The organism is Streptomyces sp. NPDC048600, from assembly GCF_055587025.1.
Genome location: NZ_JBVJGZ010000008.1, coordinates 142450 through 157038 on the forward strand (window position 1 = coordinate 142450; position 14589 = coordinate 157038).

Sequence of the window (14589 nt, forward strand, 5' to 3'; positions counted from 1 at the left end):
TTGGTGTGCGTCCCGGCATCCACTACGAACCTCCTCGTTCGTGCGGGTCGGGAGTCGGGCGGCTCCCGGTCCACCGGGTTCAACGCGGCACCTTGTCAACGGCTACGGCGGAAGTACGCCGCAAAGGATGGCAGTTCATGGCAGATCACGGATGAGATATCCGGTTTGTAGCCAAACATCGCATGGCGGCCTTGTCCCAACAGGTACGTTCTTGCCCGCCGGAAACAGGGCACCTCACCGACAAATCGGTCAAGTGGCCCGGGATTCGGCATGGTTCGACGGTTCGCACGAGAGGACCCGGCCATGACGTCGTCCGAGGCGACCTCGTCCCAGCCCCAGCGGCCGCCCCGGCCGAATCCCGCCTTCCGCCGGCTGCGCGGCGCCCGCTCCCCGGCCGAGTTCGCCGCGGAGGTGCGGCGGGCCGCCCGCGAGATCGGCGAGCAGGTCAGCTGTGACGCGCGTTACATCGGCCGCGTGGAGGCCGGCGAGATCCGCTGCCCCAACTACGCGTACGAACGGGTGTTCCTGCACATGTTCCCCGGCCGCACGCTCGCCGACCTGGGCTTCTCGCCCCGCTCGGCGGTCCGCGGCCGCGGCTCGCGCGGCGGCCTCGACCCGGACGAGCACACCCGTCTGGCGAGCCCCGCATATGCCACCAGTGAGACTCGTGGGGCGCACGATCCGTATGACACGCAGGACCCGTACGAGAAGCACGACAACTACGAGGAGAGCGACGTGCTGCGTCGCGCATTCATGACCGGCGGGGGCGCCACGATGGCCGCCGCCTCACTGGTCCCCTTCGGGCTCGCCCTGGACGCCGGCGCCGGGCCGCTGCCCGGCCGCAGGGTCGGCGCGGGTGAGGCCGGCGCCCTGGAGGAGGCCGTCCGCAGGATCCGGCTGCTCGACGACCGGCACGGCGCCGACGGCCTCTACCGCCGCGCGGCCGCCCCGCTGCGCGCCGCCTACGCCCTGCTGGACGCCGGTACGACCCGCCGGACGACCGCCGACCGGCTCCACTCCGGCGCGGGTGAACTGGCCATCTCGGTGGGCTGGCTGGCCCATGACTCGGGCCGTTTCGACGACGCCCGCTCGCACTACGCCGAGGCCCTCGCCACCGCCCGGATGGCCGGGGACGCAGCCCTGGAGGCCCACGCGTTCTGCAACACGGCGTTCCTCGCCCGGGACGCGGGCCGTCCGCGCGAGGCGGTGCGCGCCGCCCAGGCCGCCCAGCGCATCGCCCGGCCGCTGGGCTCCGACCGGCTGATGTCCCTGCTGGCGCTGCGCGAGGCGGGCGGCTGGGCCGGGCTCGCCGACCGCACCGGCTGCGAACAGGCCCTCGCCCGGGCGCACGCCCTCTTCGAGCGGGGCCCCTCGGACGCCGACCCCGAGTGGATGAGCTTCTACGGTGCGGCCGAACTGGCGCTGCTGGAGGCCCAGTGCTGGTCGGCCCTCGGCGACTGGCCGCGCGCGGCCCGGCACGCGGCCAGGGCTGCCCACCTCCAGGACCCGCACTTCACCAGGAACCTCGCCCTCTACACGGCCGAACTCGCCGACGACCTCGCGCGCGGCGGCCGTCCGGACGAGGCCGCGGCCGCCGGGCTGCGCGTCCTGGACCTGCTGGGCGAGGTCCAGTCCTCCCGCATCCAGACGATGCTGGCGGGCACCGCGCGCGTGCTGCTTCCGCACCGGCGGGCCTCGGGGGTCTCGCAGTTCCTGGAGAAGCACGCCTCCACACCGCGCGTCGGGTGACGGCGGGCGCGGCGGTCCGATCAGGCGCGGGCCAGGTGCCCCAGGTCGTTCCAGGCCTCGATGGCCGGTTCGCCGTAGGCCCAGCCCAGCACCGACAGCGACGTCGGGTTGAGGCGGATACGGGCGGCGAAGTCGATCGGCAGGCCCAGCCAGCGCGCGCCGATCGAGCGCAGTATGTGCCCGTGGGCGAAGACGAGGACGTCCCGGTCGGCGGCGCGCGCCCAGGCGACGACCTCGTCGGCGCGGGCGCTCACCTCGGCGAGGCTCTCGCCGTCCGGGACCCCGTCGCGCCAGATCAGCCAGCCCGGACGGATCGCCTGTATCTGGTCAGGAGTCATGCCCTCGTAGGCGCCGTAGTGGAACTCCATCAGGGTGTCCCAGGTGGTCGCGCGGTCCCCGAACCCGGCGAGTTCGCACGTCTCGCGCGCGCGTGCGAGCGGGCTGGTGCGCACCTCGACGCCGGGCAGTCCGTCGTACGGCGCCCGCAGCAGCCGCTCGCCGAGCAGCTTCGCGCCGCGCCGGCCCTCCTCCAGCAGGGGCACGTCCGTGCGGCCGGTGTGCTTGCCGGACAGCGACCACTCGGTCTGTCCGTGCCGGGCCAGCAGGATGCGCGGTGCCATGAGAGGCCTTTCGGAGAAACCACAGGCGGAACCCCACCATCATCCCGCACCCTGTGCGCAGGCGGTCCGCACGGGCAACCCGGAGGGCCGGGCTTGCGTCTACAGGGCCGGGGCACCGTGCGGGCGCGGCTCACACGTAAGGTGGCACGACCGGCCAACGGCGCCGAGCGACACACAGGGGGAGGACGATCGGATGCCGCAGTCCGAGATAGTGCGTGCTGAGGCGGTCCGGCCGCTCCGACTGCGCTGGTGGTCCGAGCTGCCGCTGATCCTGCTGGTGTACGCCTGCTACTCGGCCGGCCGGCTGCTGGCCCGGGGCGACGCCTCCACGGCCGTGGATCACGGCCTGGCGATCCTGCGCGTCGAGAAGGTCCTCCATCTCAACGCAGAGCACCCGCTGAACCGGCTGTTCACGAGCGAGGCCTGGCTCGGGGTCCCCGCGGACTTCTGGTACGCCTCGCTGCACTACCTGGTGACGCCGGTGCTGCTGGTGTGGGTGTTCCGCTCGCGGGCCCTGCACTACCGGGCGGCCCGCACCTGGCTGATGACCTCGACGTTCCTCGGTCTGATCGGCTTCACAATGATGCCGACCTGCCCGCCCCGGCTGCTCGACGCGGCGCACGGGTTCGTGGACACCATGGCGCAGTACAGCTCCTACGGCTGGTGGGGCGGCGAGGCGAGCGCGCCGCGCGGCCTGGGCGGTCTGACGAACCAGTTCGCGGCGATGCCCAGCCTGCACGTGGGCTGGTCGCTGTGGTGCGGTGTGATGCTGTGGCGCCTGGGCGGCAACCGCCTCACGAAGATCGCCGCGATCGTCTACCCGACGGTGACCACGATCGTGGTGATGGGCACCGCGAACCACTACTTCCTCGACGCGGTCGCGGGCGCGGCAGTGATGGGCGTCGGACTGCTGCTGACCCCGCTGGTGCTGCGGGCCGCGGACCGGATCTTCCGGCGCGGCACCGCCGGTTCGGAGCCCTCCGCACCGGCCTCCGGGGACACAGAGGCCCCGATTGTCAGTGGCGGATGCCAGACTTCCCCGGGTGAGCGAATTCCACGGCAGCGCGAGTCCGCCTTCCCCGCGGCAGCCGGACCGGACTCCTCCCCCTCCGACGCGGACGACGGGGCTCCGGCAGCGGCTCGCTGAGCTGCGCGGACCCGAGGTGGCGGCCCGCGCGCTGGACGCGCGTGCCCTCGCCGCGCTGGCCGCCAACCCCGGATGCAGACGGCGCGCGATCCTCGACGGCGCGGGCGTGCACAAAGCGACGCTGGCGAGCGCGCTGGGCTCCCCCTCGGCCTTCGGACAGTCCCAGTTCGCCCTCACCAGGGGCAACGCCTTCGAGGCGAAGGTCAAGGCCGACGGCGGCGCCGAACTGCTGCGCCTCGCGCACCGCGTCCTCGCCCCCGGCTCCGAACCGCCGCAGGACGCGGCCGTGCCCGACCTGACGGCCGCCGGACCCGAGGGGCGCACCGCGCGTACGGCACTGGCGCTGCGCGAGGCCGCCACGGCGCCGGGCACCTGGACCCTGCTCGACCACCCGATGCTCGCGCTGGACGTCGCCGGTTCGCCCGCCTTCCTGGAGCCGGACGCGGTCGTGGTGCACCCCGACGGCTCCTGGTCTGTCGTGGAGATCAAGTCCTTCCCGATGCTGGACGGTTCGGCGGACCCGGCGAAGGTGGGCGCCGCCGCCCGCCAGGCCGCCGTGTACGTGCTGGCGCTGGAGGACGTCGCCGCGCGCCTCGAGACCAGCCCGCGCGTGCGCCACCACGTGCTGCTGGTGTGCCCCAGGGACTTCTCCAACCAGCCCACCGCCTCGGCGGTCGACGTCCGCAGGCAGCGGGCCGTCACCCGCCGCCAGCTGGCCCGGCTCACCCGCCTCGACGAGATCGCCGACGCCCTGCCCGAGGGGCTCTGCCTCTCCCCCGAGCTGCCCGCCGAGCAGCTGACGGAGGCCGTCGACGCGATCCCGGCCGCCTACGCCCCCGAGTGCCTGTCCGCCTGCGAACTGGCCTTCCACTGCCGGGCCCGCGCCCGCGCCGACGACGCGGTGACCTCGCTGGGCCGCTCGGTGCGTGCCGAACTGGGCGCCCTGACCACCGTCACCGAGGTGCTGGCCGCCGCCCGGGGCGAGACCGGCGACCCGGACGACCCGGCGGTGGCGGCCCTGAGAAGGGCGGCCCGGCTGCGCGCGCAGGCGCTGGGCAGGACGGAGGCCGCCGTATGTCGCTGATCGCCACCCTCGCCCGTCTGGAAGCCGTCGACAGCGGGGTCGCGCAGCCGCTGGCCACCGTCCGGCACCGGCATCTCTCGCCGCGCCCGCTGGTGTTCGTGCCGCTCACCACCGCCGGTGAGGCGGGCGCCCCGCTGGGCGCGCTGGTCGGCACCGAGCGCGACACGCCGCGGCTGCTGGTGGTCCCGCAGCCGCGCGACCGCGACCTGCGCTCCGCGTTCCTCGCCGACCTGGCGGACGTCGTGCTGCCGTACGTCGAGTCGTACGCCGACGACGTGGAGGCCGCCGAGCGCGCCGAGACCGACCCGGAGACCGGCAAGCGGGTGAAGGTCGAGGTCGAGCTGTGCGCGGACGCGCCGCAGCTGATCGTGCCGGGCCGGGCGGGCGTGGAGTACGTCCGGCTGCTGGGCCGCTCGACGCGCTTTCGGCGTACGGCCGAGCAGGACCCCGAGACGCCGTACCCGGCGCCGACGCGGGTGCCGCTGCTGGGGCGCTGGCTGACCCACTTCGGGGAGCGGGCCAGGGTGCCCGGCTCCTCGCTGCTGCTGGCCCTGACCGAGGTGCTCGGGCGGCACTGGGCGACCGGCCAGTCCACCCTGGAGGACCAGCATCTGGGCGCCCTGCTCGCCTGGATCGACCCGCCCCGGGGAGCGAGCGGCGCGGAGGCGGCGCTGCGGGCGGAGCTGGCCCGCGACGAACAGGGCCAGCTGGAGTGCCCGCCGGCCGGCCCGGCCACCGACCCGGCCTTCGACAACAAGCTGCTCGCCCCCGCCTTCGAGCGCTACGACAGGGCCCGCTCGGCGCTCGCCGCCGCCGAGGACGGCCTCCAGGCCGACGCCCGGCTCGCCGAGCTCAGCGCGGCGGAGCGGCACATCCGCGATCTGGTCCTCAGCCGCACGCGCCCCACCTGGGACGCCGTCTGGCAGGGCCTGGACCTGCTGCGCACGCTGCCCGAGGCGGCGCACGCGCAGGAGCGCTGGACCCGCGACCGCTGGTCGTTCACCGGGCACCGCGACCGTGTCCGCTCGGGCGAGCCCCCGCAGCCACGCCGCGACGACGCGGTGACGGCGGCGAACAAGCTGGGCGCGCGCGAGCGCGAGCAGGCCCGCCTCGAGGCGCAGGAGGCGCTCGACGACGAGCTGGTGATGGCGGGACGGCGACTGGCCGGGGAGGCCTTCGCCGGGGAGGTCGTCGACGTCGTCATGGCGTACTCCGAGGGCAGGCGCCCGAGCCCGCGCCCACTGGTCGTGGTCCGCACCGACGACCGCCTGCAGCTGGCCGAGCGGGCCCGGGTGTACCGCTCGCTGGACGGCAGACCGCAGACGGCGGAGCTCGTCGGCTTCGAGGACGAGGGAGCCCTGGTCGTGCTGCGCGTGCTGGACAAGATGGGCCGCGGCAAGGAGCCGGAGGCCGGTTCGGTGCCGGAGAAGGGCGACGCGCTCTGCTTCACGGCGTTCGAGCACGACCAGCGCGGCGGCGCGAAGCTGCCCGACCCGGAGAACACGCCGTGGACGCACGGCGGACCGCCGGGCGAGGGCGCCGCCGTACCGGAGACCGCCGACGCCGTGACCGAGGAGGACGTGCTGTGAGCACACAGACCGTTTTCGACCCGGGCGCCGAGGCGGGCCGGGCCACCGAGGCGATCCTGCGCGACACGCTGGACGGCACGGACCGCGGCGTCGTCGTGGACTCCCCACCGGGCGCCGGCAAGTCCACCCTGGTGGTCCGCGCGGCGCTGGAGCTCGCCGACGCCGGCCGCCCCCTGATGGTGGTCGCGCAGACCAACGCCCAGGTCGACGACCTGGTGGTACGGCTCGCCGAGAAGAGCCCGGAGCTGCCCGTGGGCCGGCTGCACAGCAGCGACGCCGACCCGTACGACAAGGCGCTGGACGACCTGCCGAACGTACGGAAGTCGGCGAAGGCTGCCGAGCTGGCGGGCCTGCCCGTGGTGATCTCCACGGCGGCGAAGTGGGCGCATGTGAAGGTCGACGAGCCATGGCGGCACGCGATCGTCGACGAGGCGTACCAGATGCGCTCGGACGGGCTGCTGGCGGTGGCCGGGCTGTTCGAGCGGGCGCTGTTCGTGGGCGACCCGGGCCAGCTGGACCCGTTCTCGATCGTCGGCGGCGAGCAGTGGGCGGGGCTGTCGTACGACCCGTCGTCCTCGGCGGTCTCGACGCTGCTCGCGCACAACCCGGGCCTGCCGCAGCACCGGCTGCCGGTGTCCTGGCGGCTGCCGGCCTCGGCCGCGCAGCTGGTGTCGGACGCGTTCTACCCGTACACCCCGTTCCGCAGCGGCACGGGCCACGAGGACCGGCGGCTCGCCTTCGCGGTGCCCTCTGACGGCTCGGGCCCCGACCGGGTGATCGACGAGGCGGCGGAGTCCGGCTGGGGCCTGCTGGAGCTGCCCGCGCGGCACACCCCGCGCACGGACCCGGAGGCGGTCCGGGCGGTCGCCGCGGTGGTGCGGCGCCTGCTGGACCGGGGTGGCGCGGCGACCTCGGAGCGCTCCGAGGACCCGGCCCCGCTGACCGCCGACCGGATCGCCGTGGGTACCGCCCATCGCGACCAGGCGGCGGCGGTCCGCGCCGCCCTCGCGGGCCTCGGCGCGGCGGACGTCACGGTCGACACGGCCAACCGTCTCCAGGGCCGGGAGTTCGACGTCACGGTCGTCCTGCACCCCCTGTCGGGGCGCCCCGACGCCACCGCCTTCCATCTGGAGACGGGCCGCCTGTGCGTGCTGGCCTCCCGCCACCGCCACGCCTGCATCGTGGTCTGCCGCGCGGGTGTGACCGACCTCCTGGACGACTACCCGTCCACGGAACCGGTCCAGTTGGGCACGGTGGTGAAGCTCCCGGACGGCTGGGAGGCCAACCACGCGGTCCTCGCCCGCCTCGCCGAACACCGCATCGCATGGCGCCCCTGACCAGCACCGACCGGCCCACCCGCCCGCCGGACGGAGTCCGGCACGCCGCCGCAGGCGGCCCGACGACACAGCCCGGACGGCTGGGAGGCCAACCACGCCGTCCTCGCCCGCCTCGCCGAACACCGCATCGCATGGCGCCCCTGACCAGCACCGACGGACACAACACCCCGACCGGCCCACCCGCCCCGCCGGACGCCCGAGGCCCTCTTGCGCGGCCGCGCGACAATGGAGGGTGGTCCGCCCCAGGCGGGCCGTCCGGAAACGTACGAGGAGGACTCGACATGGCGGAGCCCACGCCGCGACCGAACGAGCCGCGGCTACGCCCCGCGCCCCTGCTCTTCGAACCCGCCGAGGCCGCCGGGGACCCGGAGCACTTCTTCGACCTGGAGTCGATCGACGACCCGCGGGAGCTGCTGGCGCGGGCGACGGAGCTGACGCAGGCCTTCCGCGCGGCGGCCGACCGGGCGATGGAGTTCCAGGCGATCGCGGCGGCTCAGCTCGCCGACCCGCGGCGGTTCGACCGGCTGACGCACGCGGACATCGCGGAGCGGGCCGAGTGGACCGAGGACTATGCCAAGAGGATGGTCGAGTTCGGCCGCGGCCTGCTGCGCGGCGAGAACGGCAACGGCCACGCCGACCCGGTCTGAGCCTCACACCCGCCCGGCATATGCCAGGCGGGCGGGCAAGATACTCCTCCGCACCCGCCGCTGTCCCGGTTTCCCCCAACCCTGCGAGGCGGCACGCTCACGCCCGGTACATCTGTCTGGCATGAGCAGCTTTCGGCACGAACCGACCTACGGCCTGTTCGACGAGGGCCGTGGCAGCGCGGGACTCACCCCGGACGGAGCCGCCTGGCTCGCCTCGGCGGGAACGTATCCGCGCAGCACGCTCGCGCTCTGGCGGGAACACCCCGACGCCCCCGTGGTGCTGCCCTGCGGCTCTGTGTTCGACGTGGTGAGCGCCCCGGCGGTGTTCGGCCGCCGGATGCTGGACCGGCTCTGGGAGGACGGGCCGGGCTCCGGCCCGGTGGCGGTGTTCCGCGGCCGCACCCTGCTGTTCGCCGCACCCGGCACCGCACAGCGGCTGCCGTCGCTGCTGGAGTGGGAGGAGTTCGGCTCCCGGGACGGCGGGCGTACGGCGGCCGTGCCGCCCCTGCTGTGCCACGGCACCGGCGACGCCGTGACCGTCCCCGCGCCCGTCGCGGACCCCCGTTCCCGGCTGCCCCTGGGGTCCCGCTGGCTGGTCGGCCCCGACACACGTCAGCCCTGGTTACCGGGCCCGGAGGTGCTGATCTGGGCGGCCGTGCGGGCGGCACGTGAGGCGGTGCGGATATCGATTTTTCCTCCCCCCGATCAGGATGCTAAGGTCTACGACGTCAGCAGGCGCCGCTAGCTCAGTTGGTTAGAGCAGCTGACTCTTAATCAGCGGGTCCGGGGTTCGAGTCCCTGGCGGCGCACAGCTAAAAGGTCGCTGACCTTGACGAGAGCCCCCCGGTTTTCCGGGGGGCTCTCGTCGTTCTACCGCCTCGTGACCGCGACGCGGCCCACAGGTCAGGCTGGGACGATCCGCACCGTCCAGGCCCCCGCCGGGGTCCGTCCCTGCACCTCGACGCGCACGCCGTCACCCGGCACCGTGAAGGTCTCCCCGACGTCGACAGGCGCGTCCGCGAGCGGCGGGTACACGGAGGTCTCCCAGCAGGCCTCGGTGTCGGGGTGGGCGTCGATGACCTCGACCGGGCCGCCGCCGGACACGGCCGAGCTGTTCACCCGGTAGACCAGCACCCCGCTGCGGCAGGCGGCGGCGTCGTTGCCGACGGACCCGCGCGCCTCGAAGGCGAGCGCGCTGTCGGCGCCGGTGCGCACCACCGCGAGCTTGGTGCCGCGGCCGAGCCCGAACGAGGGCGCCCCGGCGGCCCCGGTCACCGGCACCCCGGGCCCGGCCCCGAGCGGCTCCAGCGTCAGCCGGACCGGCCCGGTACCGCGCACACAGGTCACCTGGCGCGGCTCCAGCCAGCCCAGCTTCCACTTGTGCCAGGCGAAGAGGTCCGGGGCGAGCCCGAACTGGCTGCCCATCAGGTCCCAGTCACCCACATGGGTGTCCCAGTCGCCGGCGCCGTCAACGGGCCGGTGATACAGATCCGGCAGGTCGAACACATGCCCGGTCTCATGGGCCAGCACCAGCCGGTCCGGCGGATGCTTCTCGAACACCGTGACGAACCGCCGGATGTCCGTGCCGTCCGCCCGCAGCGGGACGTCCAGATTGACGACCTTCGTGGCGTCGGAGTCCACGCCGGGCGCGTCCGGATCGGCGACGAAGTAGACGACGTCGTAAGCCGAGAAGTCCACCGTGCGGTCGGCCGCCGCGAGCGCGTCGCGCAGATAGGCGGCACGATGGGAGGCGTTCCAGTCGCGCCGTATGGCGTACGCGGTGGAGGCGCGGGGCATGGTGATCCACTGCCGCAGCGCGTGCGGGCGCAGGCTGAACCTGCCGTAGGAGGCCCGCTGGAAGAAGTCGCTGGTTGCCGGGAAGTGATCGGCGGTCAGCTCCTGGGGCGTGGTGAGCGGCTCGGCGTCCGGGAAGGACAGGAAGACCAGCACCGCGTCCAGCGAGCGGGTGGGCTTCGGATACGCGGCGTTCCAGGTCGAGACGCCTTCGGAGTGGTGGGCGTCGGTGCGCTTCAGGGCGCAGGGCGCGGCCGAGAAGGACTCGGCGACCGAGGGCGCGCCGATGAAGGAGGTGGCGGCGAGTGCCGACATCGTGGTGAGGACGGCCGCGGGCTTGCGCAGTCGGGGGCGCGGGAGCGGACGCGGCACAGGGACCTCCGGATGCGGTGAAGGTGCCCCCACGCCCTGGAGGCGGTGAGGGAGGGACACCGCAACCCAGCCTGTGTGACTTTCACGTCATATGCCCTGTTTGTCTGCACCGGACGAGTGAGAGATGGGGCACCTGAGGCCCCCGGCCACGCCGCCGCACGCGCGACACCCCCGAACCGCTCACGGTCCGTCACAATCGGTCGACAGCCGAAGAAACCGTCCCAGCCGGGGGCAGAAACGATCCACCAGAAAGACGGGTCGCGCGCCGGTACACGGGGGACACTGGAGAACGGCTGGAAGGGTCAAGGGGCAGCCTCTATGATCGGCACACTTTCCTGACACTTCCTGCCCGGACAGAGATCGAGCAGAGACCCAGCAGATCGAGTGCACTGCGGGAGCGAGCGGTGAGCGGAACGTCCGAAGGGCCGACACCCGCGGCAGACCTCATCGGGCCGGCCGTCACAGAGAGTGATTTCCAAGCGTCTCGTCGTACCGGTACCGAGGCTCCGGACTCCTTTCGGTCCGCCTTCGCCTCGGCCCCCCTGGCCATGGCCGTCGTCGACCGGGAAGGACTGGTCTCGACCGCCAACGACAGCTTCACCCATCTGTTCGGCACCGCCGAACGACCCGTCGCCGGACAGGTCGCGGCCGAACTGGTCGACCTCACCTCCGACGGCCGTACCTGGCACGCCTATCGCGAGGTCCTGCGCGGGCGCCGCGCCCGGCTGCGCTGCACCCGCCGGATCAAACACCCGGACGGGCACGCCGTCTGGGTCCAGGTCACCGTGTCCCCGCTCGACGAGCACACCGAGGGCGTGCTGGTGTCCGTCGCCGACATCAGCGCCCGCCGTGAACTCCAGGCACGGCTAAGGCACTTGCAGATGCACGACCCGGTGACCCGGCTGCCCAACCGCACCCTGTTCTTCGAGCGGCTGACCGCCGCCCTGGAGGCCGTGCCGGAGGAGCGCGGCAGCACCGGCCGGATCGGACTGTGCTACCTGGACCTCGACGGGTTCAAGGCGATCAACGACACCCTCGGCCACCGCGTCGGCGACCGGCTGCTGGCGGCCGTGGCCGAACGGCTCACCCGCTGCGCCGACGAGGCCGGTTACGCCCGCGCCAGCGCGCCGCTGGTGGCCCGGCTCGGGGGTGACGAGTTCGCCCTGCTGGTCGAGGACTCCACCGGCACCGACCAGGTGGCCGACCTCGCCGAGTCGGTGCTCCTGGCACTGCGCGCCCCCTTCGACCTGTCCGGCCGGCGGCTGTCGGTCACCGCGTCCGTCGGTGTGGTCGAACGCCTCGCCGCCGACACCACCGCGACCGGGCTGATGCAGGCCGCCGACACCACGCTGTACTGGGCGAAGGCCGACGGCAAGGACCGCTGGACCCTGTTCGACCCCGAGCGCAACGCGCACCGCATGACCCGCCAGGCCCTCGCCTCCACCCTGCGGCCCGGCATCGAACGCGGCGAGTTCCGGCTGGAGTACCAGCCCCTGGTCGGCATGGCCGACGGCCGGCTGCGCGGGGTGGAGGCCCTGGTGCGCTGGGACCACCCGCAGTTCGGCACGCTGACGCCGAATCGGTTCATCGGACTGGCCGAGGAGGACGGCGCGATCGTCCCGCTCGGCCGCTGGGTGCTGGCCACCGCCTGCCGTCAGGCGCGCCGCTGGCAGCTCGAACACCCCGGCCAGGAGCCCCTGTTCGTCAGCGTGAACGTCGCCGTACGGCAGGTGTGGGACTCCGATCTGGTGGCCGACGTCGACCGTATGCTCGGTGAGACGGGCCTCGACCCCGGGCTGCTCCAGCTCGAACTGACCGAGTCTGCGGTGATGGGCTCCGCGGGCCGGCCCCTCCAGGTGCTCCAGGCGCTCAGCGCCATGGGCGTCCGTATCGCCATCGACGACTTCGGCACCGGCTACTCCAACCTCGCCTATCTCTCCCGGCTGCCGGTCGACGTGCTGAAGCTCGACGGCTCGTTCGTGCGCGGCTTCCAGTACGAGGGCGAGGGCGCGCCGCCGAACCCGGCCGACGAGGTCGTCGTGGAGGCCATGATCCAGCTCGCCCACCGGCTCGGGCTGACCGTCACAGCGGAGTGCGTGGAGACATCCGCGCAGGCGGAACGGCTGCGGCGGATCGGGTGCGACACGGGGCAGGGCTGGCTGTACTCCCGCCCGGTGGCCCCGGACCGCATCTCCGGGCTGCGGGCACCGGCGTCCTACGCGGGCTGAGGCCGGCCGGGGCCCGCCGACCTCCCGGCGGGCCCCGCCACGGACCTCCCGCACGGACCGGCCCGACCTACGCGGCCGGCTTCGGCAGGCCGTACGCGTCGGCGATCAGTTCGTAGGAGCGCAGCCGGATCTCGCCGCTGTGGGCGTTGGCGGTGAGCATCAGCTCGTCGGCGCCGGTGCGCTTGTGGAGTTCGTCCAGGCCCGCCCGCACCTCGTCGGCCGTGCCGTGGACGACGTTGGCGTTCCAGGAGTCCATGAACTCCCGCTCCAGCGGGCTGAAGTCGTACGCCTCGGCCTCCTCCGGGGTGGGCACCAGGCCCGGCCGGCCCGTGCGCAGCCGGATCATGCCGAGCGCGGCCGCCCTGACCTGGCGGCGGGCCTCGCGCTCCTCGTCCGCGGCGAGCGCGGAGACACCGATCAGGGCGTAGGGCTCGGCGAGCACGGCGGACGGCTCGAACGACTCCCGGTACAGGTCGAGCGCCGGGACGGTGTTCCGCGCCGAGAAGTGATGGGCGAAGGCGAACGGCAGCCCGAGCGTCCCGGCGAGCCGGGCGCTGAAGCCGGAGGAGCCCAGCAGCCAGACCGGCGGGCGGTGCGCGGACTGCACCCCGCCCGGCGAGGTCGCCTGGACCGGGCCGGGAACGGCGTGGATACGGCGGTAGGGGTGGCCGTCGGGAAAGTCGTCGTCCAGGAACCGGGTCAGCTCGGCGAGCTGCTGGGGGAAGGCGTCGGCGGCCTCGTCCAGGGTGTCGGAGCGGCGCAGCGCGGCCGCGGTGGCGCCGTCCGTGCCGGGGGCGCGGCCGAGGCCCAGGTCGATCCGGCCGGGGGCCATCGCCTCCAGCGTGCCGAACTGCTCGGCGATGACCAGCGGGGCGTGGTTGGGCAGCATCACACCGCCCGAGCCGAGCCGGATGCGGTCGGTGTGTGCGGCGAGGTGGGCGAGGATCACGGCCGGGGAGGACGAGGCCACACCGGGCATGGAGTGGTGCTCGGCCACCCAGTAGCGGTGGAAGCCGCGGGACTCCGCGAGCCCGGCGAGCGCCACGCTCGTGCGCAGGGCGTCGGTGGCGGTCCGGCCCGCGCCGACGGTGACCAGGTCCAGTACGGACAGGGGGACGGGGGCCGTTCCGTGGATCGTTCCGCGGATCTCGTCTGCCGTCACGGGTGCCTCCTGTGTGCTGCTCGCCTGGTCCTTCGGTCGTTAACAGGAGACTGTCTCCGTTTTATTTCCGGCCACCGGACCGCATCCCGCAACCGGACGGCCTCCCGCAACCGGGCCGCATACGGCCGCCGGACCACCTCCCGGGGGGCCGTACGCACGTCTCAGACCTGGACGATCGGCTCCCGGGTGAACAGCGCGCCCAGCCTCGGGGCGTTCACCCTGCGGTCCGTCAGGCGCAGCGCCTCCCAGACGGTCACCTGGTGGGCGGTGAGGACCGGCTTGCCCAGGGCGTCCTCCAGGGCCGGGAGGTGGGCGACCGTGCGCAGGGAGGTGCCGGGGACGAGCACGGCCTCGGCGTCCGGGGTGTCGGCGGCACGGGTGAGGGCGAGCAGACGGGCCTCGTCCCAGCCAGCGGCGGTCTCGGCGTGCACGGCGGTCACCTCCAGCCCGCCCGCCCGCAGAAAGCCGGCGAAACCGGCCGCCTCGGTGGCGGTGTAGGGGGCGGCCACGGTGACACGGCGGGCGGCCACCTCCGCCGCGGCGTGGACGAACCCGAGGGAGGTCGAGGAGGCGGGCAGCCCCGCGGTCATGGCCAGGGCGCGGACCCGGCCCTGGGCGTCGCTCCACCCGGGGGTGAAGCTCTCCCGGGTGCCGGCCCACACCACCGCCTCCGCCCCGGCCAGCCGCAGCTGCTCCACGGCCCGCGCGAGCGGCTCGGGGTCGTCGATGTCCGCACGGACGACGTCCACCCTGATGTCGCTGCCCAGCAGCTGCTCCAGACGCGGGTAGTCGTCGTCGGCCGAGTGGCCCGGGTGGAGGATTCCGAGTGCGGTCATGTCCTGTGCCTTCCTGCCGTCGTG

At 73.9% G+C, this 14589-nt stretch carries 12 protein-coding genes and 1 tRNA gene; 9 read left to right on the plus strand and 4 right to left on the minus strand.

Annotated features, from left to right (window positions below):
* Positions 1-303 precede the first annotated feature (303 nt).
* Positions 304-1749 (plus strand): hypothetical protein, encoded by a 1446-nt coding sequence (locus tag ACZ6SQ_RS13650; RefSeq protein ID WP_469560559.1) that lies wholly within the window; start codon positions 304-306, stop codon positions 1747-1749.
* 20 nt (positions 1750-1769) lie between these two features.
* Here ACZ6SQ_RS13650 and ACZ6SQ_RS13655 read toward each other — a convergent pair whose 3' ends face one another.
* Positions 1770-2369: a histidine phosphatase family protein gene (locus ACZ6SQ_RS13655; protein ID WP_469560561.1), complete on the minus strand. Its 600-nt coding sequence runs from the start codon at positions 2367-2369 to the stop codon at positions 1770-1772.
* Positions 2370-2562: 193 nt separating this feature from the next.
* On the opposite strand from ACZ6SQ_RS13655, the gene ACZ6SQ_RS13660 reads away from it, so the two are divergent.
* From ACZ6SQ_RS13660 to ACZ6SQ_RS13690, 7 genes are all read left to right on the plus strand, one after another.
* Complete coding sequence (locus ACZ6SQ_RS13660; RefSeq protein WP_469560563.1) at positions 2563-3516, plus strand: phosphatase PAP2 family protein; 954 nt, start codon at positions 2563-2565, stop codon at positions 3514-3516.
* Positions 3413-4600: a hypothetical protein gene (locus ACZ6SQ_RS13665; protein ID WP_469560566.1), complete on the plus strand. Its 1188-nt coding sequence runs from the start codon at positions 3413-3415 to the stop codon at positions 4598-4600. The genes ACZ6SQ_RS13660 and ACZ6SQ_RS13665 overlap by 104 nt, the downstream gene beginning before the upstream one ends.
* Positions 4591-6189 (plus strand): hypothetical protein, encoded by a 1599-nt coding sequence (locus tag ACZ6SQ_RS13670; protein ID WP_469560570.1) that lies wholly within the window; start codon positions 4591-4593, stop codon positions 6187-6189. The genes ACZ6SQ_RS13665 and ACZ6SQ_RS13670 overlap by 10 nt, the downstream gene beginning before the upstream one ends.
* A complete protein-coding gene (locus ACZ6SQ_RS13675) occupies positions 6186-7526 on the plus strand; it encodes an AAA domain-containing protein (protein WP_469560573.1) in 1341 nt (446 codons plus the stop codon). The genes ACZ6SQ_RS13670 and ACZ6SQ_RS13675 overlap by 4 nt, the downstream gene beginning before the upstream one ends.
* A gap of 281 nt (positions 7527-7807) precedes the next feature.
* A complete protein-coding gene (locus ACZ6SQ_RS13680; protein ID WP_469560576.1) occupies positions 7808-8173 on the plus strand; it encodes a hypothetical protein in 366 nt (121 codons plus the stop codon).
* A 121-nt stretch (positions 8174-8294) separates the two neighbouring features.
* Positions 8295-8918, plus strand: a complete 624-nt coding sequence (locus ACZ6SQ_RS13685; RefSeq protein ID WP_469560580.1) for a bifunctional DNA primase/polymerase — start codon at positions 8295-8297, stop codon at positions 8916-8918.
* A tRNA-Lys gene (locus ACZ6SQ_RS13690) sits at positions 8909-8982 on the plus strand. Before ACZ6SQ_RS13685 ends, ACZ6SQ_RS13690 begins: the two co-directional genes overlap by 10 nt.
* A 94-nt stretch (positions 8983-9076) precedes the next feature.
* Here ACZ6SQ_RS13690 and ACZ6SQ_RS13695 read toward each other — a convergent pair.
* The gene (locus ACZ6SQ_RS13695) at positions 9077-10339 is read right to left on the minus strand and encodes a M6 family metalloprotease domain-containing protein (protein ID WP_469560582.1); all 1263 of its coding nucleotides are present in this window, start codon (positions 10337-10339) and stop codon (positions 9077-9079) included.
* A 404-nt stretch (positions 10340-10743) separates the two neighbouring features.
* On the opposite strand from ACZ6SQ_RS13695, the gene ACZ6SQ_RS13700 reads away from it, so the two are divergent.
* Complete coding sequence (locus ACZ6SQ_RS13700) at positions 10744-12567, plus strand: putative bifunctional diguanylate cyclase/phosphodiesterase (protein ID WP_469560584.1); 1824 nt, start codon at positions 10744-10746, stop codon at positions 12565-12567.
* Positions 12568-12634: 67 nt separating this feature from the next.
* Here the strand turns inward: ACZ6SQ_RS13700 and ACZ6SQ_RS13705 are convergent, their stop codons facing one another.
* The gene (locus tag ACZ6SQ_RS13705; RefSeq protein WP_469560587.1) at positions 12635-13729 is read right to left on the minus strand and encodes an LLM class flavin-dependent oxidoreductase; all 1095 of its coding nucleotides are present in this window, start codon (positions 13727-13729) and stop codon (positions 12635-12637) included.
* A 161-nt stretch (positions 13730-13890) separates the two neighbouring features.
* A complete protein-coding gene (locus tag ACZ6SQ_RS13710; RefSeq protein WP_469560589.1) occupies positions 13891-14565 on the minus strand; it encodes an aspartate racemase/maleate isomerase family protein in 675 nt (224 codons plus the stop codon).
* Between the last annotated feature and the right edge of the window lie 24 nt (positions 14566-14589).